General features: G+C 60.1%; 28 protein-coding genes and 2 tRNA genes. 8 read left to right on the top strand and 22 right to left on the bottom strand.

The window, feature by feature from the left end:
- Positions 1-147: 147 nt before the first annotated feature.
- The 5 genes from rpsO to rbfA form a co-directional block, all read right to left on the bottom strand.
- Positions 148-417 carry a 30S ribosomal protein S15 gene (rpsO, locus tag FPZ52_RS01170; RefSeq protein WP_146362923.1) on the bottom strand — a complete coding sequence of 90 codons (270 nt, stop codon included), beginning with the start codon at positions 415-417 and terminating at the stop codon, positions 148-150.
- Positions 418-553: 136 nt separating this feature from the next.
- Positions 554-1,069 carry a DUF1643 domain-containing protein gene (locus tag FPZ52_RS01175; RefSeq protein ID WP_146362924.1) on the bottom strand — a complete coding sequence of 172 codons (516 nt, stop codon included), beginning with the start codon at positions 1,067-1,069 and terminating at the stop codon, positions 554-556.
- Between the two features lie 3 nt (positions 1,070-1,072).
- Positions 1,073-1,978: a tRNA pseudouridine(55) synthase TruB gene (gene truB / locus FPZ52_RS01180; protein WP_146362925.1), complete on the bottom strand. Its 906-nt coding sequence runs from the start codon at positions 1,976-1,978 to the stop codon at positions 1,073-1,075.
- A 60-nt stretch (positions 1,979-2,038) separates the two neighbouring features.
- Positions 2,039-2,785, bottom strand: coding sequence for a phosphodiester glycosidase family protein (locus FPZ52_RS01185; RefSeq protein WP_146362926.1), 747 nt, complete (start codon positions 2,783-2,785; stop codon positions 2,039-2,041).
- Positions 2,769-3,185, bottom strand: coding sequence for a 30S ribosome-binding factor RbfA (rbfA, locus tag FPZ52_RS01190; protein WP_146362928.1), 417 nt, complete (start codon positions 3,183-3,185; stop codon positions 2,769-2,771). The genes FPZ52_RS01185 and rbfA overlap by 17 nt, the downstream gene beginning before the upstream one ends.
- A 99-nt stretch (positions 3,186-3,284) precedes the next feature.
- On the opposite strand from rbfA, the gene dapB reads away from it, so the two are divergent.
- The 3 genes from dapB (at position 3,285) to FPZ52_RS01205 (ending at position 5,918) form a co-directional block, all read left to right on the top strand.
- On the top strand, positions 3,285-4,097 hold the full coding sequence (gene dapB, locus FPZ52_RS01195) for a 4-hydroxy-tetrahydrodipicolinate reductase (RefSeq protein ID WP_146362931.1): 813 nt from the start codon (positions 3,285-3,287) through the stop codon (positions 4,095-4,097).
- The gene (locus FPZ52_RS01200) at positions 4,094-4,732 is read left to right on the top strand and encodes a ribonuclease HII (RefSeq protein WP_146362933.1); all 639 of its coding nucleotides are present in this window, start codon (positions 4,094-4,096) and stop codon (positions 4,730-4,732) included. The genes dapB and FPZ52_RS01200 overlap by 4 nt, the downstream gene beginning before the upstream one ends.
- A gap of 88 nt (positions 4,733-4,820) precedes the next feature.
- Positions 4,821-5,918 (top strand): site-specific DNA-methyltransferase, encoded by a 1,098-nt coding sequence (locus FPZ52_RS01205; protein WP_146362935.1) that lies wholly within the window; start codon positions 4,821-4,823, stop codon positions 5,916-5,918.
- On the opposite strand, the gene mutY is transcribed toward FPZ52_RS01205, so the two are convergent.
- On the bottom strand, positions 5,919-6,998 hold the full coding sequence (mutY, locus tag FPZ52_RS01210; RefSeq protein ID WP_146362937.1) for an A/G-specific adenine glycosylase: 1,080 nt from the start codon (positions 6,996-6,998) through the stop codon (positions 5,919-5,921).
- Between the two features lie 81 nt (positions 6,999-7,079).
- Between mutY and FPZ52_RS01215 the strand changes: the two genes are divergently transcribed.
- Both FPZ52_RS01215 and FPZ52_RS01220 read left to right on the top strand, forming a co-directional pair.
- Entirely contained in the window at positions 7,080-7,604 is a 525-nt protein-coding gene (locus FPZ52_RS01215) for a DUF721 domain-containing protein (RefSeq protein WP_146362939.1), read from the top strand.
- Positions 7,605-7,612: 8 nt separating this feature from the next.
- Positions 7,613-8,221, top strand: a complete 609-nt coding sequence (locus FPZ52_RS01220) for a DsbA family protein (protein WP_146362941.1) — start codon at positions 7,613-7,615, stop codon at positions 8,219-8,221.
- Between the two features lie 17 nt (positions 8,222-8,238).
- Here FPZ52_RS01220 and lpxK read toward each other — a convergent pair whose 3' ends face one another.
- The 6 genes from lpxK to FPZ52_RS01250 are packed head-to-tail and all read right to left on the bottom strand — an operon-like array spanning position 8,239 to position 14,501.
- The gene (lpxK, locus tag FPZ52_RS01225; protein ID WP_146365608.1) at positions 8,239-9,243 is read right to left on the bottom strand and encodes a tetraacyldisaccharide 4'-kinase; all 1,005 of its coding nucleotides are present in this window, start codon (positions 9,241-9,243) and stop codon (positions 8,239-8,241) included.
- Positions 9,243-10,529, bottom strand: coding sequence for a 3-deoxy-D-manno-octulosonic acid transferase (locus FPZ52_RS01230; RefSeq protein WP_146362943.1), 1,287 nt, complete (start codon positions 10,527-10,529; stop codon positions 9,243-9,245). Before FPZ52_RS01230 ends, lpxK begins: the two co-directional genes overlap by 1 nt.
- A 9-nt stretch (positions 10,530-10,538) precedes the next feature.
- Positions 10,539-10,784, bottom strand: a complete 246-nt coding sequence (locus tag FPZ52_RS01235; RefSeq protein WP_146362945.1) for a DUF4170 domain-containing protein — start codon at positions 10,782-10,784, stop codon at positions 10,539-10,541.
- Positions 10,785-10,837: 53 nt separating this feature from the next.
- On the bottom strand, positions 10,838-11,635 hold the full coding sequence (locus FPZ52_RS01240; RefSeq protein ID WP_146362947.1) for an inositol monophosphatase family protein: 798 nt from the start codon (positions 11,633-11,635) through the stop codon (positions 10,838-10,840).
- Positions 11,628-12,974, bottom strand: coding sequence for a TldD/PmbA family protein (locus FPZ52_RS01245; RefSeq protein WP_146362949.1), 1,347 nt, complete (start codon positions 12,972-12,974; stop codon positions 11,628-11,630). The genes FPZ52_RS01240 and FPZ52_RS01245 overlap by 8 nt, the downstream gene beginning before the upstream one ends.
- Before the next feature lie 60 nt (positions 12,975-13,034).
- The gene (locus FPZ52_RS01250) at positions 13,035-14,501 is read right to left on the bottom strand and encodes a DUF2125 domain-containing protein (RefSeq protein ID WP_146362951.1); all 1,467 of its coding nucleotides are present in this window, start codon (positions 14,499-14,501) and stop codon (positions 13,035-13,037) included.
- A 108-nt stretch (positions 14,502-14,609) separates the two neighbouring features.
- Here FPZ52_RS01250 and FPZ52_RS01255 point away from each other — a divergent pair, with 108 nt between their 5' ends.
- Entirely contained in the window at positions 14,610-15,365 is a 756-nt protein-coding gene (locus FPZ52_RS01255) for an SDR family oxidoreductase (protein ID WP_146362953.1), read from the top strand.
- Positions 15,366-15,731: 366 nt separating this feature from the next.
- Here the strand turns inward: FPZ52_RS01255 and FPZ52_RS18835 are convergent, their stop codons facing one another.
- From FPZ52_RS18835 to FPZ52_RS01270, 4 genes are all read right to left on the bottom strand, one after another.
- A complete protein-coding gene (locus FPZ52_RS18835) occupies positions 15,732-16,019 on the bottom strand; it encodes an AAA family ATPase (protein ID WP_168201321.1) in 288 nt (95 codons plus the stop codon).
- The gene (locus FPZ52_RS18840; RefSeq protein ID WP_168201229.1) at positions 15,943-16,317 is read right to left on the bottom strand and encodes an AAA family ATPase; all 375 of its coding nucleotides are present in this window, start codon (positions 16,315-16,317) and stop codon (positions 15,943-15,945) included. The genes FPZ52_RS18835 and FPZ52_RS18840 overlap by 77 nt, the downstream gene beginning before the upstream one ends.
- A 170-nt stretch (positions 16,318-16,487) precedes the next feature.
- A tRNA-Ala gene (locus FPZ52_RS01265) sits at positions 16,488-16,563 on the bottom strand.
- A gap of 80 nt (positions 16,564-16,643) precedes the next feature.
- Positions 16,644-16,964, bottom strand: coding sequence for a TIGR02300 family protein (locus FPZ52_RS01270; RefSeq protein WP_146362955.1), 321 nt, complete (start codon positions 16,962-16,964; stop codon positions 16,644-16,646).
- Between the two features lie 138 nt (positions 16,965-17,102).
- Between FPZ52_RS01270 and FPZ52_RS01275 the strand changes: the two genes are divergently transcribed.
- Both FPZ52_RS01275 and FPZ52_RS01280 read left to right on the top strand, forming a co-directional pair.
- On the top strand, positions 17,103-17,804 hold the full coding sequence (locus tag FPZ52_RS01275; RefSeq protein ID WP_146362957.1) for a M48 family metallopeptidase: 702 nt from the start codon (positions 17,103-17,105) through the stop codon (positions 17,802-17,804).
- Positions 17,801-18,448, top strand: a complete 648-nt coding sequence (locus FPZ52_RS01280) for a GntR family transcriptional regulator (RefSeq protein WP_240804372.1) — start codon at positions 17,801-17,803, stop codon at positions 18,446-18,448. Before FPZ52_RS01275 ends, FPZ52_RS01280 begins: the two co-directional genes overlap by 4 nt.
- Positions 18,449-18,451: 3 nt before the next feature.
- Here the strand turns inward: FPZ52_RS01280 and FPZ52_RS01285 are convergent, their stop codons facing one another.
- From FPZ52_RS01285 to FPZ52_RS01310, 6 genes are all read right to left on the bottom strand, one after another.
- Positions 18,452-19,936: an inorganic phosphate transporter gene (locus FPZ52_RS01285; protein ID WP_240804373.1), complete on the bottom strand. Its 1,485-nt coding sequence runs from the start codon at positions 19,934-19,936 to the stop codon at positions 18,452-18,454.
- Positions 19,937-19,996: 60 nt separating this feature from the next.
- On the bottom strand, positions 19,997-20,479 hold the full coding sequence (locus FPZ52_RS01290; protein ID WP_146362959.1) for an NUDIX hydrolase: 483 nt from the start codon (positions 20,477-20,479) through the stop codon (positions 19,997-19,999).
- 96 nt (positions 20,480-20,575) lie between these two features.
- Positions 20,576-20,649: transfer RNA gene (locus FPZ52_RS01295), tRNA-Gly, on the bottom strand.
- Positions 20,650-20,725: 76 nt separating this feature from the next.
- The gene (locus FPZ52_RS01300; RefSeq protein WP_146362961.1) at positions 20,726-21,061 is read right to left on the bottom strand and encodes a DUF4870 family protein; all 336 of its coding nucleotides are present in this window, start codon (positions 21,059-21,061) and stop codon (positions 20,726-20,728) included.
- Between the two features lie 51 nt (positions 21,062-21,112).
- Positions 21,113-22,501, bottom strand: a complete 1,389-nt coding sequence (gene lpdA / locus FPZ52_RS01305; RefSeq protein WP_146362963.1) for a dihydrolipoyl dehydrogenase — start codon at positions 22,499-22,501, stop codon at positions 21,113-21,115.
- Positions 22,502-22,558: 57 nt separating this feature from the next.
- Positions 22,559-22,951, bottom strand: coding sequence for an MAPEG family protein (locus FPZ52_RS01310; RefSeq protein ID WP_146362965.1), 393 nt, complete (start codon positions 22,949-22,951; stop codon positions 22,559-22,561).
- Between the last annotated feature and the right edge of the window lie 72 nt (positions 22,952-23,023).

Raw genomic sequence — 23,023 nt, forward strand, 5'->3', positions numbered from 1 at the left:
AAGGCCGAGGAACCCTTCCCCGGCCGGGTTGCGTACGGGGCCGTATGCCCCGTGGCCTTGTCGTCTGAGTTTCCTGTCCTCCCCGTAAGGCCCGGCGGAAAGGCTGCGGAATAAGAAAAAACGCGCCCCGAAAGGCGCGTTTCCGGATTAGCGGCGCAGGCCGAGGCGCTTGATCAGGTCCTGATAGCGCTGTGCGTCCTTCGCGTTCAGATAGTCCAGAAGCTTCCGACGCTGTGCAACGAGCTTCAGGAGGCCACGGCGGGAATGGTTATCCTTCTTGTGGGTCTTGAAGTGCTCGGTCAGCGTCGTGATCCGCGATGTGAGGATAGCGACCTGAACTTCGGGCGAACCGGTGTCGCCGTCCTTGGTCGCGTATTCTTTCATGACGCGGGCTTTATCTTCAGCAGTGATCGACATCGGGGTCTCCTTTGGTTGAAAGGTTGAGGGCACAAGCCGGGATGTCGTCCAGCAAGGTCCATGGAGTATCTGCCCAGTAACAGGCAGATGCGGGTCTGTATAGGAAAATGACGTGGTTGGAAAGCGTTGATTCGCCTCAGGCCGTAGCGTTCCAAGGCTCCGGCTGCTGCGCGTAGGGCAGGTAAAGCGGGTGCTTCGGGTGGCCCGCCTTGGACAGTCCCAGATGCAATGGCGATACGCCTGTCGCGCGGATCAGGGTTTCGACCGATGGCCCACGGTCCAGATGCGCGCCGTGTGTACCCCACGCACAGATCACATCATCGGCCCACAGGCAGGCCTCGGAAATGGCCGCATCGTTTTCTGGCCCGACCGGGTCGGCTGCCGCGCGCATCTTCTTGGGGTCGGTGTCGCGCCACGCGAAGATATTGCACACGCGGAACGACCCGTATCCCAACGTCCGTGCCCGCCGTTCGCAGCGTTCCACGGTCGGGTCGTTCTGCACCTCGGTCGCGGTTGACGGGTTCAGCATCACGAACAGCGCCTTGCGCCCCGCCGTGTCCCAGACCCGCGTAAGCGCATAGCGGTAGCGTTCACAGTCGGAATAGATGGCGATGGAGTCGGCGTCGCCCTTCATATGCGTGCGTGTAATCATGGATCAGATATTGAATACCCGTGTTGGATGCAGCTCACCCGCCTTGTAGATACCCACCGCGACGGGCTGGCCTTGATAGGACGCCCAAGCCTCGTCGCCGTATTCGACATCAGAGGCGATGACCATGCCGGGGTTGCCGTGGCGCAGTCGGGTTGCGCCTTCAGCCGTGCAGGGCAGTTCGGGCAGGTCGGCCAATCCGACTTCCAACGGCTCAAGCAGTTCGTCCAGCGCGGGGTCTTTGGCCTTGGCTTCGATTTCTTCCATGCTGACACCGTCTTCGGCATCGAAGGGACCGGACCAGACGCGGCGCAACTCGCGGACATGGCCGTAACAGCCGAGTTCGGCCCCCAGGTCGCGGGCGATCGCGCGGACGTAACCGCCCTTACCGCAGACCATTTCCAGCGTGACGTGATCGTCATCGGGCCGTCCCAAAAGCGTCAGGCTTTCGACGAACAGTGGACGTGCTGCCAGTTCAAGGTCTTCGCCGTCGCGGGCCAGTTTGTAGGCCCGTTCGCCGTCGATCTTCACGGCGGAATACTGTGGCGGCACTTGCATGATGTCGCCGACAAAACCGGGCAGGGCGGCCTCGATATCTTCCGTGGTGGGTCGCAGGTCGCTCTGTGCAATGACTTCGCCCTCGGCATCATCAGTGTTGGTCGCCTGACCCAGCCGGACGGTGAAGGTGTAGGCCTTCAGCGCGTCTGTCACATATGGAACGGTCTTGGTTGCTTCGCCAAGCGCGACGGCCAGAACGCCGGTCGCTTCGGGATCCAGCGTGCCCGCATGGCCCGCCTTCTTCGCGTCGAACGCCCAGCGGACCTTGTTGACCACCGCGTTGGAGGTCAAGCCCGCAGGCTTGTCGACGATGAGCCAGCCCGAAATGTCACGCCCCTTGCGCCTGCGCCCCATATCCGTTCGTCCTTGCCGTGATTTTGCGAAAACGCCTGCTAGCGTCGTGGCGGTGCGTCGTCAACCGGATGGCGCGACGGTACCGACAATCGGCCCCATCGGAAAGCCCAGATCGTCGCGGTGGATCGAAGGGGCATAGAGCCGGGAAATCGTTCCGTCCAGATACAGCGCATTCGGTGTATTCAGCACATCCCGGAACAGGGTCGCGAATTCCCAGAAGGTCACCGGCCTGTCGGACAGTACAAAATGGGCCCGACCGGCCTCGTCCACGCCAACCCCATTGCGGATCTTGCGCGAATCCGAATCCCGCAAGAAGCGCGGGTGGAACTGACCGTCGATCAGCAACATCGGACCGGACTGGGTGGCGAAGCGGCACTTGGGCTGGCGTTGATCGAAGTCCAGCGTCTCGATCACTTCCACGCGGTCGTCATCGATGCAGAGCACGCCATTGGGCAGCATCCCGAAATTGCCGGGCCCCTTTGAGGTCACCAGGCTGGCAGTGTTTTCGCCGTTTTCGCGATACAACCCCACGGGGCGGCGATCGGAATGATACATGCCCGCATTCATCGCGAAGGTCAGTGTCTGACCGCTGTGCGCGAGGTCGTCCGCGAGCTTACTGAAACTGCCATAGACCTGGCCGTCAGCATCTTTCAGCCACAGACGGAGCGAGGAGGGATCATCGACGCTGCAGGCGGTAAAGCCGTTGCCGCCGCTATCGATCTGACGGCATTCGGGAGAGGCGACCGCCAGAACCGGCGTCGCGATGCATCCCAGGGCGATCAGCAGCGACCTAAAGATCGCCGTCATCTTCCGCTTCACGTAAATCGCGCTGCACGTTTTCCTGAGAAAACAGGCGGCGTGTTTCATCCATCCGGTCGAAAGTATCGTCGATCACGAAGCGGATCTCCGGCGCAAATTTGAGTTTGGTCGCCTTGCCGACCGCACGGCGGATCTCGTGGCGGTTATTGCGCAGGATCTGCAACGCCTCATCCGCGCCTTTGCCGCCGAGCGGCAGAACGAAGGCCGTGGCGATTTTCAGGTCGGGCGACGTCCTGACCTCTCCCACCGTGATCGAAAGCCGGTTCAGGTCGGGGTCGTGGATGTCGCCACGCATCAGGATTTCGGACAGGCTGCGACGGATCACCTCGCCCACGCGAAGCTGCCGCTGGGACGGGCCAGACCCGTCGTGATGTTTGTTCTTACCCATTCCGCCCATCTAGGCTTTCAAAGGCGTTCTCGCAACAGGCTTTGCAACAGGCGGGTGCTAGGCTAGGCAGGGCATAAGATCATTTGAAGGTGAAAGAGCATGTCCAACCGTCCCCGTATCGCGATCACAGGTGTCTCTGGCCGGATGGGGCAGATGCTGGTCAAGAACGTGTCCGACAATGATGCAGTCGAGTTGTCCGGTGCCATTGAGCGCACTGATCACGAATGGGTCGGCCAGGACGTGGGTGTTGCGATGGGCGGGCAGCCATTGAACCTGGCGGTCACGGATGATGCGGCGCAGGCGATTGCTGCAGCGGATGTGGTGATCGACTTTACAGCTCCGACTGCGACGCTGGCTTTCGCCGAACTGGCGGCACGGCACGGCACGGCGCATGTCATCGGCACAACCGGCATGAACGACGAGCAACTGGCTAGCATCGCAAACTCTGCCCGGAAAACCGCCATTGTCCGAGCGGGCAACATGAGCCTTGGCGTGAACCTGCTGGTCGGGCTGACGCGTCGTGTAGCGGCCGCGCTTGACGAAGATTTCGACATCGAAGTGGTCGAGGCGCATCACCGCTACAAGGTGGACGCACCGTCTGGCACGGCGCTGATGTTGGGCGAAGCAGCCGCCGAGGGTCGCGGTGTCAAGCTGCGCGATGTTGCTGACCGTGGCCGCGACGGGATCACGGGTGCCCGCAAGCGGGGGGATATCGGTTTCACGGCAATCCGGGGTGGCGATGTGGTCGGCGAACACGATGTAATCTTCGCGGCGGACGGAGAACGGATCGTCATACGTCACTTGGCAACGGATCGCGGGATCTTTTCGCGCGGCGCGGTCAAGGCCGCGATCTGGGCTGTCGGGAAACCTGCGGGCGAGTATTCTATGGCCAATGTTCTTGGGCTGGAATGACCGTTTCGTTGCCGGATTTCTCGCGTGAGGCGCTGCTGTATCGTCATGGCGTGAAGCGGATCGCTGGCGTGGATGAAGTCGGTCGAGGTCCGCTTGCGGGGCCGGTGACGGCTGCGGCTGTGTGGTTAGACCCGAACAACATCCCCGATGGGTTGAACGATTCGAAAAAGCTTAGCCCCAAGCGTAGGGAAGCATTGTTCGAGATGCTGTTGCAGGAGGCTGATGTGTCCATTGCGCATGCCAGCGTCGCGGAAATTGATGAACATAATATTCTACGTGCTTCGCACATGGCGATGATGCGTGCGTTGGCGGGGCTGAAGGGCCGGGCGGACTATGCGTTTATCGACGGGACGCTGAAGCCCAAGGGTTTGAACCTGCCGGCGGATATGATCGTGAAAGGGGATGCGAAAGCGCAATCCATCGCGGCCGCATCGATTGTCGCCAAAGTGGCGCGTGACCGGATCATGGCAGAGCTCGACCATGCATTCCCGCATTACGGATGGGCAACGAATGCGGGCTACCCGACCGTCGCCCATAAACTGGCGTTGAAAGAACATGGGGTCACACCACATCATAGGCGTTCTTTCCGGCCGGTCCACAATATCTTGTATCCAGACACAATCGTAACATCTTGATTCAAAAAAATAAATTGACGGCGAATCAGGTTTGAATCATTTTGAGCCTCAATAAGGCGCGAAAACAGCGCCAGCTTACGAGGCAGTAGTGATGACAAAGACCAAGACAGAAGCGGCCAAGCTGCCGCTCAATCAGATTCTGTGCGGCGATAGCATTGAATTGATGAACAGCTTGCCGGAGGGCACTGTTGATCTGATTTTCGCCGATCCGCCCTACAATCTGCAGCTGCGGGGTGATTTGCATCGCCCCGACAACAGCCGCGTGGATGCGGTTGATGACGCGTGGGACCAGTTCGCCAGCTTCAAGGTTTATGACCAGTTCACACAAGAGTGGCTGGCAGCGGCGCGTCGGTTGCTGAAGCCTAATGGTGCCATCTGGGTGATTGGATCCTATCACAACATTTTTCGCGTGGGCGCGGCACTTCAGAACCAAGGCTATTGGATTTTGAACGATGTGGTGTGGCGCAAATCCAACCCGATGCCAAACTTCCGCGGTAAGCGCCTGACTAACGCGCATGAGACGTTGATCTGGGCCTCGAAAGACGAGAATTCTAAATACACCTTCAATTACGAGGCGCTGAAAGCGCTGAATGAAGGTACGCAGATGCGGTCTGACTGGGTGCTGCCGATTTGCAGCGGCCATGAACGGTTGAAGAATTCCGAGGGTGAGAAGGCGCATCCCACCCAGAAGCCCGAGTCGCTTTTGCACCGTGTTCTGGTTGGTACGACCAATCCGGGTGATGTTGTTCTGGACCCGTTCTTCGGCACCGGCACCACGGGCGCGGTCGCCAAGAAGTTGGGGCGCAATTTCATCGGGCTGGAACGTGATGCGGGCTACATTGAGGTTGCGCGCAACCGTCTTGGCAAGGTCCGCAAGTTCGACAGCGAGTCGCTCGAGGTCACCAAGTCCAAGCGGGCCGAACCGCGTGTCCCCTTCGGCCAGCTGGTCGAGCGGGGCATGCTAAGCCCCGGCGAAACCCTGACCTCACTGAACGGTCGTCACTCCGCGCGGGTCCGCGCGGATGGGACGCTGATCGCAAAGGATGTGCGCGGTTCGATCCATCAGGTCGGCGCAGCGCTGGAAAGCGCGCCAAGTTGCAATGGCTGGACCTATTGGTGCTTCCGCCGCGACGGTAAGACCGTGCCGATCGACCTGCTGCGGCAGCAGATTCGGTCAGAACTTTAATCACTGCGCGCCGCTGGCCTTTTGTGTTGGCGGCGCGTCCAGCTGATTTTTCACCACATCATAGACCTTGCGCATCACCGTTGGCAGCGATGATGGTGCCAGCTTCGCTACAAATTCACCATGTTTCGGCTCGCTTGCCAGGGCGACCTCCGCGAATAGTACGCGCAAGCGCAGATGGAAATGCGTGAAGGTGTGTCTCACCTCCGAAGGCATTTCGATCCATTCGGCGTTGATGGGGGGCGCCTCCAGTGGCTGATCGGACCAGTCGCTTCCGGGCCAGCCGAGCATCCCACCAAGCAGCCCTTTGTCGGGCCGCGTTTCCAGCAGCCACGCCCCGTCTAACCGACGAACCACATAGGCGATCCCGTATCTGACAGGTTTGGGCTTCTTGGGTTCCTTGCGCGGCAGTTCGTTCGTGATACCCGCCGCGCGCGCCTTGCAGGGCGCCTGCCAGGGGCAGATGCCGCAGGCGGGATTGCGTGGTGTGCAGATCGTCGCGCCAAGGTCCATGACCGCTTGCGCGTAATCGCCAGGTCGTTCCAGTGGCGTCAACGTATCTGCAAAAGCGGTCAGTTCGGGTTTTGCCTTGGGCAGCGGTGTCTCGATACGATGCAGCCGTGCCATGACGCGCTCTACATTCCCGTCGACGACGGTACTTGGCGCGTCGAACGCAATCGCGGAGATCGCCGCAGCCGTGTAGGGGCCGACACCAGGCAACTGGATCAACTCGTCTCGCGTTCGCGGGAAAGCACCCGCCAGGTCGTCACGAATGACTCGCGCGCATTTCAAAAGGTTTCGCGCGCGTGCATAGTAGCCAAGCCCCGCCCATTCCGCCATGATTTCAGCGTCTTCGGCATTTGCCAGGGCGATGACGGATGGCCAGCGCCGGGTGAAGCGCTCGAAATAGGATTTTACGGCCGCGACGGTGGTTTGTTGCAGCATGATTTCTGACAGCCAGACGTGGTACGGTTCGGGTATTGCACCGGCCTTGCGATCGGCAGGGCTGACACGCCAGGGCAAGCTGCGGGCGTGCCGGTCATACCAGGCCAGTAGGTCGGAGGGGTTAGCGGCTTCACGCAAGCTTTATGATCCTTTTCCCAAATCGCTATGGTCATGGCGGCGCGGTGCGTTAGGATGCGACCCAGCGAATAACGGAACGATATGGCCCAGAAGACCCAATCCACTTATCCCCGACGCAGACGCGGTAAAGGGTTTACGAAGGCTGGCGGCCTTGTGCAAACCCAGATCCGTAAGGTAGGCGAAACACGCGGGTTCGCAGTGAGCCGGTTGGTCACTCACTGGGCCGAGGTGGTGGGCGATGATATCGCAAAGCTGTGCCAGCCTCTGAAAGTTTCCTATGCCAAGGGTGGCATGGGTGGCACGCTGACTGTCCTGACCCGAGGCGCGGCTGCGCCGATGGTGCAAGGTTACTTGCCGTCGATCCGCGACCGCGTGAATGCGTGCTACGGCTATAACGCCATCTCGCGTGTCAGTGTGACGCAGACTGCACCAATGGGCTTCGCAGAAGGCCAGACTCCCTTCACATACCGGCGAACGCAGCCTGTCGTACCTGCGCCACAGGATCATCCGAAGGCGCGCGAAGCGGCGGCGGGCGTATCCGATCCCGGATTGCGAGCGGCGCTTGAATCGCTTGGTGCCAACATCATGAACGATACGAACAATTGAGGTTATCGATGAACAGACGTGAATTTTCTGCCCTGATGCTGGCGAGCGCCGGTGGTGCCGCTATTGGCGCACCGGCTGCATTTGCTCAGGACGCGCCGGAAATCGTTGAAATGGCGTTGGGCGCGGAAGATGCGCCGGTGACGATTGTTGAATACGCGTCATTCACGTGTCCGCACTGCGCGAATTTCCACACGACGGTCTTCAAGGACCTTAAAACTAACTACATCGACACCGGAAAGGTCCGGTTCATCTATCGTGATGTTTATTTCGACCGCTTCGGCTTGTGGGCGGCAATGGTCGCACGTTGCGGCGGCGAGATGCGGTTTTTCGGGATCGCTGATATGCTGTACAGCCGTCAGAAGGAATGGATCGGTGAAGGCGACCCGGCGACCGTCGTGGATAATCTGAAGCGTATCGGCAAGACAGCAGGTCTGACGGACGAGGCGCTCGATGCCTGTCTGCAAGATGGCGCGAAGGCCGAGGCGCTGGTCGCCTGGTATGAAGAGAACGCCAAGGCGGATGACATCAGTTCCACGCCCAGCTTCATCGTCAACGACGAGAAGTTCAGCAATATGAGCTATGATGACTTCGCGAAAGCCATAGACGAGCGGGTCTGAAACGCTTCAACGGGCGGCTAGCTTTCAGGGCCGCCCAACCCGATCCGCGCCAGTTCGTGATCGATTTCGGTCCAGCTTTCCGGCTCCAACCTGACCGGCAGCGTCAGCACTTTGTGGCGGAAACCGGGTGGCATCCGCACCTGATCCTTTTCCGTGGTGACGAGTTGCAGCCCCTTCGCCTTCGCCTGCTGTTCCAGCCGTGACAGAAGCGCGGGCGCTAGCGGTTGATGATCGCCCAGAGCGACTGCATCTACGATATCGGCGCCTTGCGACTTTAGCGTGTTGAAGAACTTCTCCGGACGCCCGATCCCTGCAAAGGCGAGCACGCGCAGCCCGTGCCAGTCCATGCCCATCTGCAGCGGTTCCAGCCGCGCTTGGATTGAGGGGCAGGTGACTTGATCACCCCATCTGGTCTGGAAGGTCGCCTGATCGTCCGCCTCGCCAACGGAAAGCAGCAGATCGGCGCGCGCAAGGCCCGGTCCGACCGGTTCGCGCAATGGTCCGGCGGGCAGTACCCGTCCGTTTCCGAATCCCGTCGCGGCATCCACGACAACTATCGACAGGTCTTTCGTCACTGATGGGTTCTGAAATCCGTCATCCAGAAGGATGCTGTCCGCTCCTTCCGCAACGGCGGCAGCAACGCCGGCGGCGCGGTCCTTTGCGATCCATGTCGCGGTGAAGGCTGCGTGCAAGAGCGCCTCGTCGCCGGTTTGTTCGGCTGAATGACGGTTAGGGTCCACCTTGGTGGGGCCTTCGATGTTGCCGCCATAGCCCCGCGTGACCACCGCAGGATTGTACCCGTTTGCGATCAGCCGTTGGGTCAGGGAAATCACGACGGGTGTCTTGCCGGTGCCGCCTGCGTTCAGGTTGCCTACACAGATGACTGGCACGGGTGCGGACTGCCCCACGATCCCTGCCCGGCGCGCCGTGCCCCAAGCGTAAAGGGCCGCAAGAGGTGAGAGTAACCGGCTTGCCAGAGCGGGCCGGCCAGGTGGCCTGTTCCAGAAGCGCGGCGGCCGCATCACGCGACCTTTTCGGGCAGATGGTCGTGGATCAATGCCAGCGCCTTGTCCGTGGCCGCGGCACCGCTGGAAGAGATTTCCCATGCAGCGTAGGCCATCGGTGCAATGCGATCAGGTTGCAGCAATTCCACCACAGCCGCTGCCAGTTCACCATCATTGTGCACCACGCGCGTTGCCCGCGCGTCTTCGAGGCGGGCATAGATGTCGCGGAAATTATTGACATGCGGGCCGCAGAGGATGGCGGATCCGAGCGCAGCGGGTTCAAACGGATTGTGCCCGCCAACGGGTACCAAGGACCCACCAACGAAGCTCAGTGGGGCTATGCGATACCACAGCCCCATCTCGCCCAACGTATCGGCCAGGTAGATTTGCGTGGCGTCATCAGGGTCTTCGCCCGCAGATCGCTGCGCCACCTTCCATCCGTCTTCGCGCAGCATCTTGGCGATCGCATCACCTCTGTCGGGGTGGCGAGGAGCGAGAATCATCATAAGCTTGACCGACGACCGCAATGCCTGACGGTGGGCTGTGGCGACGGTTTCCTCTTCACCCGGGTGGGTGGAGGCGGCGAGCCAGACCGGTCGGTTTTTCATAAGCCCCATCAGCCGTGCAAATTCGTTTTCGTCGCACGGCGGCGGGGGGGCGCCTTCCTTGAGCGTGCCGGAAATCAGAAGCTGCTCTGGCGGGTATCCGAAACGCCGCAGCGCGGAGGCCGTCACATCGTCTTGTGCTTGGATCGCGTCGAAGCGAGACAGAAGCGATCCGAGCGCGCCGCCCAGCTTTGCCCAGCGTTGCGCGCTTTGCGCCGAAAGCCGCGCATTGATCAGCAACATGGGAATGCCCCGTGCGCGTGTCTCGGTGATCAGTGTGGGCCAGAATTCGCTTTCGACGAAAACGGCAAGATCGGGCTTCCAGTGATCCAAAAACCGCGTGACGAAGCCGCCGATATCAATCGGCACATACTGATGCACACAGCGGGGGGGCAGGCGCGTGGACAGGATTGAGGCAGAGCTGACGGTACCGGTCGTGACCAGGAAGCGCAGGTCCGACTCGGACTCTGCCAGCCGTTCCATCACCTCGATAAGGGACAGCACCTCACCAACGCTGGCCGCGTGGAACCACAGCAGGCGGCCTTCGGGACGGGGCAGCGACGGATGGCCGCTGCGTTCCTCGATGCGGTCAGGATCTTCTTTGCCCGCCACCAGTCGTTTCTGAAGCTTACGCCGACCCCAGCCTTCTGCGCGGGCGGTGATGGCAAGATATATGGCAAGCGCGATTGATCGACCCATACAGTGCGACTAGTTCCCGAGTTCTTCCGTGGCCGAGGCCGCTGCTTCTTCATCGCGAAGACGATGCAGATGAGCGATGAAGTAGCGTGTGTGGGCATCATCAACCGTGCGCTGCGCTTCGGATCTCCAAGCGTCATAGGCTGATTTGTAGTCGGGGTACATTCCGACGATGTGGATGTCGTCGATGTTCTTGAAGACGGTTTTGGTCGGGTCGACGAGTTCGCCGCCGAACACGAGATGCAGACGCTGGGCCATCGCTACTCTCCGGTTACTGGTTTGGCGGCACAGTAGGGAATTGCGGGCTGCGGTCAAGCAATTGGCAGTTGAGTCCGTGCAAGCAAATTCTCGTGAAGAGGCGCAGGCGCGGCGATGACACCTTCGACATAGGGGCGAGTATTGTTGAAGCTCAGTCGTTTGCCGTGCCGGTCCGAGACGGTAGCGCCCGCTTCGGATGCGATCAGCGATCCGGCGGCGATGTCCCATTCCCAGCTATTGCGGAACGTGACCATTGCGTCGAACCGTCCCTGTCCTACCAGGGAAAGCCGATAGGCCAGCGACGAACGAAACTGCCTGTCAACCAGGGGCGTGCCCCCGGGCCAGAAATCGGGCCCCAGTGTCCATTTGTTGGCCAACATGGTCGCGCCGGAAATCTCCGTCCGCTGGCTTGCTGATATCGGGCTGCCGTTCAGTTGCGCACCCCCACCTTTTGTTGCGATGAACAGGCGTTGATGGATGGGCAGAAAGACGACTGCGGTCGTGACCTTTGTCCCGCGCACCACGGCCAGTGAATGAGCCCAGGTCTTGGCCCCGTCGATGAAGGCACGGGTGCCGTCGATGGGGTCGATCACGAAGATGCTGTGGTCGTCGCGATGATTAGGATTGTCCTCGGTTTCCTCGGACAGCCAGCCATAGTCGGGGCGTGCCCGCGTCAGCGTGCGATAGAGCCAGCGGTCGATCTCCAGATCCGCTTCGGACACGGGGCCGGCTTCCAGCGGCTTGTGCCAGACCTCCGGATCGCGTCTCCAGTAACGGGTTGCGATCTCACCTGCTTCATGTGCAGCCTTGGTCAAAAGCTCGAGATCGGCAAGGTCCTGCGGATCAGGCACCGGCAATGGTCATGCCTTCAACCAGCAGCGATGGGATGACGCGTGACAAGTGCAAGCGCGCATCGTTGGCCGGTTGGATCGTCCGCAGCATGTCGCGCAGATTGCCCGCGATAGTACATTCATTCACGGGGTAGGTGACTTCACCGTTCTCCACCCAGAAGCCTGATGCGCCGCGTGAATAGTCTCCCGTGTTCGGGTTGATGGTGGCCCCGATCATGGATGTCACCAGCAGACCTGTTCCCATGTCGCGGATCAGGTCGTCGCGGCTGCGGTCGCTCTGCGTCAGGCTGACATTGGAAACGGAAGGCGAAGGCGGTGCGGTCGTCCCCCGCGCCGCGTTGGCCGTGCTGGCCATGCCCAGCTTTCTCCCCGTCGCCAGATCGAGCACCCACCCCGTCAAGATCCCGTTCGCGACGATGTCGCGCCGCCGCGTTGGCAGTCCTTCGCCATCAAAGGGCTTGGAACCGGAGACACGTTTGCGATGCGGGTCTTCCGTCAGTGTCAGCGTCGCGGGCAGAACCTGTTCATCCAGAGCGTCGCGCAGGAATGTCGCACCACGCGCCACCGCCGTTCCGTTGATGGCAGACAGCAGATGGCCAATCAGCGACCCGGAAATGCGTTCGTCGTAAAGGACCGGGAAGGCTCCGGTCGGAGGTTTCCTTGACCCCGCTCGCGCCACCGCCCTTTTCCCCGCTATGCGACCGATCTCTTCGGGCGATATGACATCGGCCTGAAATATCCGGTAATCCCCGAAAGCGTCGCGTTCCATATTCGTCCCGCTTCCGGTGATGGCAACACACCCGGTGCCGCGGTCCGTTCGGTCATAGCCGCCACGGAAACCGCCAGTGGTTGCCAGATGGATGCTACGCTTGCCATAGGCTGCGCTGGCGGATTGAACCTGCGACACGCCATCGACTGCCCGTGCTGCCGCCTCGGCGCGCAGGGCGTCCGACTGCAATGTCTCGGCTTCGGGTTCATCGGACGGATCGGCAAGCTCCAGTGCCGCGATATTCCACTCACTTGCCAGTTGGTCCGGATCAGCTAGCCCGACGAACGGGTCCTCCGGCGCTTCACGAGCCATTGCAACGGCACGCTCGGCCATCGTGCGGATCGTATCGTCCTTGGTGTCGGACGACGACACGCAGGCCTGCTGTTGCCCGATCAGAACACGCAGCCCGATATCGGTGCCTTCCGAGCGCTCTGCTTCTTCCAGCTTACCGTCTCGCACCCCGATGGAAACTGACGTGCCCGCGACGGCAATAGCGTCGGCTGCATCGGCGCCAGCCTTTCGGGCAGCGTCGATCAGTCGTTCGGTAAGCGCGGCGGGCGTCAGGCTCATCGGGAAGCTCCTTGGTTGTTACCCGCCACAGCTAGCCATGCCGTGCGGCGGGGGCAAGGCTCACTTTATTTGCGTGCCGTTGATCAGAACGCTGCCGTCTTCCGCTGTTTCGATCTTGGATGTCAGCGTGTCGTTTTCGCCGAAAGTCGCGAACATCCCCAGCATCATCTGCGCGCCCATGAGCTGTTCGGGATCCACAAGGCCTGCCTCGCCCAGCTTGCCCAGAAGGCCGATTACCCCGGTCGCCCGTGCCTCGATGGACCCGGCGGGCGTGTTAGGAATGCCTTCGGGGCTCATCGGTGTTTCGGGTAGCATGAAGGACCCGGTCGCATCCGCTTCAACGCCTGCAAAGGACAGGTGCAAATCGGTGATCCGCAGGTTGCGGATGGGCAGTTCGGGCGATGGCTGTTCCAGCATGGCAAGGGAGGTGAACTCCATGTCGGCTTCCAGTGCCAGCCGCAGATTAGCAGGATCGCGAGGTAGTGCAGCGTCCGAGTCGAACGTGGACCATACGGAATCGTCCAGCGTCAGGCCGTTCAGGTCGAAAACCAGATCGGCCCGTTGAAGGTCGTCTGCCGGTGCCGCTGGCAGCGACAGCATGAAGTCGATCGCTTCTGCCTGTCCGCCGACCGTTCCGACAGGGATGCGTGGATCGGTGAAGGACATTTCCAGCCCTTGTGCCGTTCCTTCGTATGTGGCTCGCGCTTCGGTGATCGCGATCTGCGCTTCGGCGCTTTGCGAGCTTGCGCTGCTGGACATCGTTCCGATTTCGGGAACCGTTGTCGTGGTGGAGGACTGCCCGCTGCCGAAAGTCATCTTGCCCTGTAGAACCGGCAGGAAAATATCCGGGTCAATCGCCTCGATATGGGCATTGAAGGCGAAATTCGCGAACTGGCTTTGCGACGATATCTCGGCGCTGGAATCAGGATCGGTCATGGCCATGTCCAGCCCGTACTCTCCGACATCGAGCGTCAGGTCGGCGGGTGCGGACAAGTCGCTCGTCAAACCCGTGAGCGTACCGGTCACGTCACCGAAATTCAGCGCGAAGCTCGCGTCCAGAGGCTCACCTTCTTGTGTGACAGAATCAACAGTCAGCGCCATCAGAACTGCACCGAGATCCAGGTCAGGCTGCTCGGCGGTGCCGCTCAGTGTCAGTACAAATTCAGTGGAGTTCAGAGTTGCTGCAGCTTCTGTCACTGGCGCATCGCTTGGGGTAAGCGTGACATTCACCGGCGTCGTGTCGGGCAGGGTGACGAGAACACTGCCGTTGGATTGATTGGTCAGCGTCATACCGCCAAGCGTTGCCGTCGCACCGGTATCTTCGACGGAGAAGGACAGCGTCACGTCCGTCAGTGTCATACCGTCCGTACTGGTATCGACCTGACCCGCGGCTATGGAAACCCCATCATTCGACGGGTTGTTCCAATGGGCCCAAAGCTGTTCGGCCGTCACATCGGCGAAGACTGCCATCGGGTGCAGCGCGATCATTCCACCAAATGAAAGCGCTGTAACGATTTTTTGCGACATGAAGGATCCTTTCCGTGCTAGATTCGTTGCAGTCCCCAAGTAACTGCGCGACTGTTGTACTACATGCGGGTGCGACCGTGCCGGAATACTGAATGGGAGAAAAGACCTATGAGCACCGAATCACGCAAAACTGTATTGATCACTGGTGCGAGCAAGGGAATCGGCGCCGCCACCGCCCGAGAATATGCTGCTCGGGGCTGGAATGTCGCGCTTGTTGCACGCAGCAATGAACTGATTGCCGATCTTGCCGGGGAAATCGGCCCGCAGGCGATTGCCATTCCCTGCGACGTGACGCGCTTTTGGGAAATGGAAGCGGCTGTGAAAGCGGTTGTTACCAGCTTCGGTTCGTTGGATGTTCTGATCAACAATGCAGGAGTGATTGAACCGATCGGGGCGATTGCCGACATGAACCCCGATGACTGGGGTAAGGTGATCGACATCAATGTCAAAGGTGTGTTCAATGGTGCCCGCGCGGTTCTGCCCGTGATGTTGGCTGCTGGCGGCGGGAGCATTCTGACGGTTTCGTCCGGCGCCGCGACAAACCCCTTGGAAGGGTGGAGCCATTACTGTTCATCCAAGGCGGCGGTGGCCATGTTCACGCGCTGTCTTGATGTCGAATACCGCACACAGGGCATCCGCGCCTTGGGGCTGTCGCCGGGGACCGTGCGCACGCAGATGCAGGACCAGATCCGCGAAAGCGGTATCAACCCCGTCAGCCAAATGGACCCTGCCATGCATGTCCCGCCTGAATGGCCCGCGAAGGCGCTGTTCTGGCTGTCCGGGTCTGACTCGGATGATCTGATCGGGACGGAGGTCGCATTGCGAGACAATTCCATTCGTCGAAGAGTCGGGCTGATCGAGTAGAATTCTGTTGAGTGATAGCCGCGCCAGTATGATGCAGGCAGGTCGTCTGAATGATGCTGAAGTTCGACTTGTAGCTGCAGGAAGCGCGCAACCGACCCGTGGCTTTGTACCGTGAGGCGATTGGGTCGTTCGTGTTGACTGATCTACCTTCGTGACGTGTCTCGATTTCCGGCCTGCAGCCAGAGCCGGGGCATAGAGGTCTAGGATTGCGAAAATTCCGCGTTTTGTTGCTGTGGCAAGCCAGTTGCCATCCTGTCATCTAGTTTTGTCCGGACCGATACAAAACGTTGCGCGGTGCTGACTGCTTTTTTCAAGCTCGTTGGAATTGCCGATTGGTGGGTCAGACTTTCGCGCTGCGCGTATCCGCTATGGAACCGGCGCGCTGTTTCGAGTGTGGAGTGTGAAGCCTTCGTCAAGGGGCCAACTGCGCCGCAAGAAAGTCGGCGCGCCCCGCGGGGCAGTGCGTGAAAGCTGCCGAATCTCGTATCCGAGCGCGGTGTAGGTCTGGCGCATGACTGCACAGGTCGCTTCTGCTTCAGCGCGGGTCAGCTTGCGCTCCGTGTCTTGCGTGAAGATCTCATCCCAGTAAGGTGCCAGAAAGACGCGAAGATTGTAGCGGGCTGTCTTGGCCGCTGCGGTGAGGTGGGGCGGCACGGGGAGGCCGCAGAGCTTCAGGTAGCCCAGGCATATCAGGAATGCCGTGGTCGAAGATCACGGGATCCGAGAGCGCCTGTGCGGCGCTGTGGGTGCGCAGGTCCCGCTCCAGCATCCGTTCGGCACAGGCCATGCGATCCGCCCAGGGGAGGGCGTCTCCGCCGCTGGCCATCTCCTCGCGGATGATCGCGCGGCCGGATTCGTGGGTACTGTGAAAGCCGCGACGGGCGAGCTCGGTGATCAGGCTGGTCTTGCCCGCACCGGGGCCGCCCGTCACGACAAAGAAATGGTCGCTCATGGGCCATTCTCGGGTTTGACAGGGGAACGCGCTGCGCAGTGATCAACGCGCCGATATGCGAGGATAAAGGTAGCGCAAATTTTCATAGGAGAAACAGCACTGGTCTGCGCGGCAGAGGCAAATCCTCTGACAAGAAAGGCAGGACTATCTGGTGCTTTTCAGGGGAAATTTGGTGGAGCCTAGGGGAGTCGAACCCCTGACCTCTTGCATGCCATGCAAGCGCTCTCCCAACTGAGCTAAGGCCCCATTCCGTTGACCGTTTCCGGTCACAGCGCGCTTCTAGAGAACGCGCTGTGCAAGTTCAAGCGGAAAATATCGCTGATCGCTTAGCTGTCGTCGTCTTCCGACGCAACGTCAGCGATCTCATCGAGCGACACGCTGTCATCATCATCGTCGTCAAGAACATCATCGTCGATATCGACGTCGCTGTTGTCGTCATCATCATCGTCAAGGACGACGTCGTCGTCATTTTTGCGTGCGGATTTCGGATCCGCTTTATCGCCGATCATGGTGCGGGATTTGTTGTCGGAGTCGATTTCGACAGGCTCACCGGTGTAGGGGCTTACGATCGGGTCGCGGTTGAGGTCGTAAAACCTCTTGCCCGTGGTTGGGCAAACGCGCTTCGTACCCCATTCCTCCTTGGGCATTGACGTGTCCTTTCATTGAGTGTCCGAGGGCCAAAACAGCCCCCTGCCACAGCGTTTCAATGGTGTCAAAGCATTTCGCACCTTCTTGCGCCCGTGGCGGATCAGTCGCATAATCTGGCCAACAAATAAGAGGCGGTCATGGGCAGTTCTACCCCTCGACTTACATTAAAGGGCCAGCCTGAGGTCGAGATTTGTCTGCGTCGAACGGCGCGGGCAAAAAGGATGTCTTTAAGAGTCTCTCGGCTGGATGGAAAAGTGACCCTGTCAATCCCTGACAGGACGGCGATCCGGCACGCGGAAGTCTTTCTGGCGGAAAAGTCAGACTGGATACGTCGGCATCTGGACGACATCCCGACCATAGTAGCCGTTACGCATGGGAGCGTTATGGCCGTTGAGGGACGGGAAGTGACGGTAGCGGTCACGGGAGCGCGTGGCATTAGGCTGTCCGACCATGTGCTTGGGGTTGCAGGGTCACGTCCCGTCGGGCCGCAGGTTGCCGCATTTCTCAAGGAAACAGCGCGCGAACGGTTTACGACACATTGCAACGTATATGCCGCTGAGATCGGACACAGGGTAAACAAGATCACGTTGCGGGATGCGCGGTCGCGTTGGGGGTCCTGCACCAGCGAAGGCAATCTGATGTTCTCGTGGCGGCTGGCGATGGCGCCGCCGGAAGTGCTCGAATACGTTGCGGCCCATGAGGTGGCGCACCTGGAACGAATGGATCATTCGCCCGCCTTTTGGAGGGTGGTCGAGCATCTATGCCCTCACTACCGCGCCCATCGGCGTTGGCTGCGAAATGAAGGACACGGCTTGCATCGCTTCAGGTTCAGCGCGTGACCCCGCCCCGGCAGACAGACGTTACGACTGCGGCGCATGAGAGGGTCTACCGCGCATTGCGAGGGCGCATTATGCAGGGGGTGATCACACCGGGCACCGCGCTGACGCTTAGGGGCATCGCTGCTGAGTTTGACGTGTCCATGACCCCGGCGCGCGAGGCCTTGCGCAGGCTGGCAGCTGAAGGGGCGCTGACCTTGTCCACCTCGGGCCGCGTGACGGCGCCGGAGTTGTCAAACGAGCGGATAGAAGAACTGGCTGCGCTCCGGGCGCTTCTGGAACCGGAGTTGTCGTCGCGCGCCTTACCACGCGCTCACATGGCGCTGATCGAACGGCTCGAAATCATTAACGGCGGAATTGCGGAGGCCATTCGGCGACATGACCCGCAAGCCTATATCCGGATCAACCTGGAATTTCACAGGATGCTCTACTTGCGCGCACAGGCACCCGCGATGTTGGCCATGCTGGAAACCGTCTGGCTGCAGTTGGGGCCGACGATGGGCAAGCTCTATGGCCGTTTGAACAGGACGGAGCCGCCGCGCGGGCACCGTCTGATCATCGCGGCGCTTAGGGCTGGGGACGAACCGGGGTTGCGGCTGGCGGTCCGGTCAGATGTGACGCAAGGGCTGAGAATGCTGGTGAGCTGAGGTTCAGATCGCCAGCGCCCGCAACACCAAGAATACGCCGGACGACAGAAGCGCCGACGCTGGTACCGTGATCAGCCATGCGGCTACAATGGTCAGAAAATGTGACCGGCGCACCAGTTTGCGGCGCCGGCGTTCTTCAGGTGCGATTACCTTGTTGCGGCCGGATTGCTGGGCAAATTGGCGCGCGCGGCGTTCCAGGAACCATTCTCGGAAAAAGCCCACACCGAAAACACCGCCAATCGCGATATGCGTGGAACTGACGGGCAGCCCAAGCCAACTCGCGATTATGACGGTAATAGCCGCAGAAAGGGCTACGCAATAAGCACGCATTGGGTTCAGCTTTGTGATCTGGCTGCCAACCATGCGTATCAGCTTGGGGCCGAACAGCATCAAGCCGAAGGAAATACCGAGAGCCCCGACAACCATGACCCATGTTGGGATTTCCTGCATGTCCATCGTGGTGTGACCCTCTTGAACGACATTCGCAATTGCCGCCAAGGGGCCGACCGCATTCGCGACATCATTGGCACCATGCGCGAACGACAGCAGGCCGGCGGACAGAACAAGCGGGAACGAAAACAGGCTCTTGAGGGATTTGTTGCGGTTTTCCATCCCTTCCGACTGCATACGAATCAAAGGAGCTGCGACGGCATAGGAAAGCGCGCCAACCATAATGCCCAAGGCAAGCGACGCGAGAGGGGAAACCGTTAGGATGGCCTTCAAGCCCTTCAGCAACAGATATGTGGTAAAGGCACCAGCCATGATGCCGATAAGCACTGGCACCCAGCGACGCGCGGCGGCGATCTTGTCGTCCTGATAGATGACGTAGACCTTGATGAAGGCAAGCGTTGCAGCAGCGATCACACCGCCCATCAACGGCGAGATCACCCAGCTTGCCGCGATGGCCTGCATGGTGTTCCAATCGACGGCTGAAAGCCCTGCGGCGGTTGCTCCTGCACCCAGAACACCGCCGACCACGGAATGGGTGGTTGAAACGGGTGCTCCGATTATCGTCGCCAGATTGACCCACAATGCGGACGATACCAGTGCCGCCATCATCGCCCAGACAAAGACGTTGGGATCGGCGAGACTGGCTGGATCGATGATGCCTTTGGAAATCGTTCCAACCACGTCGCCGCCGGCCAGCAGGGCACCGGCGCTCTCGCACAAAGCCGCGATGACGATAGCGCCGCCCATGGTAAGCGCGTTGGCGCCTACCGCCGGACCCATGTTGTTAGCGACGTCATTGGCCCCGATGTTCAGCGCCATGTACGCGCCGAAGATGGCTGCGGCGATCACGACGAATGAATCCGGGCGCTGGCCGACGAGCAAGAAGGCGACGAGACCCGTCAGAATCAAGAAGGCAAGCGCAACGCTCATGCCAATAAATGGCCGTGACACGTATTGTGCGGCGTACTCGACCTGACTGATCCGGTTAAGATCTTTATCCAGCGTCGCCCATTGGCGGTCGGCGCGGTTCTGGGCCACGGGCGTCCTCTCGAAAAGTCGTCTAACTACATCAACCGCAGGCGGCTACCCGCTTTTGGATCAATGATCAAGTAGGTCTTGATGCGTCAGTTTGCCCAGAATATCCCGCAATTCGGGCTCGTCCACCAGCTTCGACGCCTCTTCGGGGCTGAACCATTGACGTCGACGCTGATCACTTTCCGGGAAAGTTTCGCGCATGGTGACAACCTTTACAGGATAAATAACGGCTCGTGTCGGGACGGGGGGGCCAGTGTCGATTTCCTTCAAGTATCCATAGTCGCCAAGTGGCGTCGCCCAGACATCGCCTTCGGCTACGCCAGCTTCTTCCCAGGCTTCCTCAAGAGCGGCCTGCGCGCCATCCATCCCGTTCATCGGCCAGCCTTTGGGGATGATCCATCGTCCCGTGCCACGTGATGTGATCAGCAGGATTTTCAGCCCGTCTTGCGTCTCGCGGTAGCATAGCGCGGCCAACTGTATGCGATCAGGTCGCCTGATCAGCGGCCGGATATACTCCTCCCAGGTTTTCTTAAGTATCGTCGCCATACGTTGTCCGAATGCTGTCGTTTTCTTTTACCCTGCGGCAATTGAATGCACCTGTCCAGTCCTCGGGAGATACAGCACAATCGCGACGGGAGGTACTGGAGCGGGTAGCGGGAATCGAACCCGCACGACTAGCTTGGAAGGCTAGGGCGCTACCATTACACCATACCCGCTCAGCGTGATCCGACCTAATTCAAGCCCCAAGGAACGTCAAGCAGTCCCCGCTGGATCAAGCGAAATTCATTTTGATCATGGCCAGGGTTTGCCGTCCAGTGCCTTCATTAGCCCGATGATGCTCATGACCGCGAAATAAACACCAACCGCCAACAGGATCAGTATGCCAACGCCCACGATCACAAGGATCAGTCCAAGAATGGCAAGGCCAAGCGCTATCCAGAAGGTACGAATCTGCTTTCGGTAATGGGTGCTGAGCGGATTGGTCGGGTCATCCCCGCGCCAAATATAGGCCAGCACTACACCGACGATCGAGGTGATGCCGACCACCACCGACAGGATATAAAGTCCCCAGACAATCTTTACCCGCGTCGCGGTATCATCCGTGAATTTCGTCGGTGTCTCGGTCATAGTGCTATCCTCCGTGTGTGGCCCCGAGCATGCGTCGGGGCCATCACAGGATCAAGCGTGGATTGGGCCGTCGCCGCAAGCCAGGGCTGCTTCGCGCACGGCTTCGGAATAGGTCGGGTGCGCGTGGCAGGTGCGGGCGAGGTCTTCGGCGGCAGCGCCGAATTCCATCGCGACGCAGACTTCATGGATCAGGTCGCCCGCCATTGGACCGATGATATGTACCCCGACGATGCGGTCGGTTTTCTTGTCAGCCAGTAGCTTCACGAACCCGTCTGCCGCGAAGTTGGCCTTCGCACGGCCATTACCCATGAAGGAAAACTTGCCGATCTTGTAGTCTACGCCGGCTTCCTTCAGTTGCTCTTCCGTCTTGCCAACAGAGGCGACTTCCGGGTGCGTATAGATGACGCTGGGAATGACGTTGTAGTTCACATGGCCGGCCTGACCCGCGAGGATTTCGGCAACTGCGACGCCTTCGTCTTCGGCCTTGTGCGCCAGCATCGGCCCCGCGATCGCGTCGCCGATGGCGTAGATGCCTTTGACACTGGTCGCGTAGTGACCGTCCGTCTTGATCTGGCCACGGTCGGTCATTGCGATACCCAACGCATCGAGCCCCAACCCGTCGGTGTAGGGCCGGCGTCCCGTTGCAACCAGAACCGTGTCTGCGTCAATCGTGTGCTCGCTATCGTCCTTGCGCAGTTTGTAGGTCACTGTGGCTTTGGACTTGGAGGTCGCGGCACCTTGCACGGCCGCACCCAGCACGAAGTCCAACCCTTGCTTGCCCAGCAGTTTCTGGAACTGGCGGCAGACCTCGGCATCCATGCCCGGCGTGATGGTGTCGAGAAACTCGATGACGGTCACCTCGGCGCCAAGACGTTTGTAGACCGAGCCGAGCTCCAGCCCGATGACGCCTGCGCCGATCACGACCATTTTCTTCGGGATCTTGCCCAGCTCCAGAGCGCCGGTGGAGGTCACGACCATCTTTTCGTCAACCTCCACGCCCGGAAGCGACGATGCTTCCGATCCGGAAGCGACGATGATGTTCTTGGCAGTGTGTGTCTCGTCACCGACCTTTACCTTGCCGGCTTCCGGGATCGATCCCCAGCCTTTCAGCCAGTCGATCTTGTTCTTCTTGAACAGGAACTCGATGCCGTTGGTGTTCTGGCTGATGACATCATCCTTGTAGGCGAGCATCTGCTTCCAATCGACGGTCGGTGCCTTGACCTTCAGACCCATCTTCTCGAAATTGGTTTCTGCCTCGTGCAGTTGTTCGGTTGCATGCAGCAGCGCTTTTGACGGGATGCAGCCGACGTTCAGGCAGGTTCCGCCCAGCGTGTCTCGCCCTTCGACACAGGCCGTTTTCAAGCCAAGTTGTGCACAGCGTATTGCGCTGACATAGCCGCCGGGGCCGCTGCCAATTACGATGACGTCATAGTCTGTCATTTGGGTCTCCTTGATCGTTCGGACGAGACGCGCTGCGCTCTCCGCGATTATGTCTTGTCAGTTTATCAATGCCGCGAGGATCATCAGGATGCTTGCCGCGAACCCGACCGCCCAGATCATTGAACGCCATGGCACCCAGCCAAATACATAGGCTGGCACGTAAAGGGTACGCGCGAGCAGGTAGAGCCAGGCACAAAATACGGTGAACGCACTTCCTGCACCGCCGAGGCTTACAACGACGACGGCAACGGTAAACAGTACCAAACCTTCGAAATGGTTGTTCATTGCCCGCTGCAAGCGTGCCGCCTTGCCCGTTAGTGCAGGTGTGTGGTCCCGCGTACCCATCGCCACCTTGGGGCCAACTTGACGGTTGGCGGCGATGGAAAATGCGGTGAACTGAGCCCCTTGCAAAAGTCCGGCGAGGGCGAGTGCGGTCAGTTCCGGTGTCATTTTCGGGGCTCCCGCGTAAGGACAATGATCACTCATCCACGACGGATGAAACGGGCCTGCCCGTATCAGGCA

It is taken from the genome of Qingshengfaniella alkalisoli (assembly GCF_007855645.1).
GTDB classification, from domain to species: Bacteria; Pseudomonadota; Alphaproteobacteria; order Rhodobacterales; family Rhodobacteraceae; genus Qingshengfaniella; species Qingshengfaniella alkalisoli.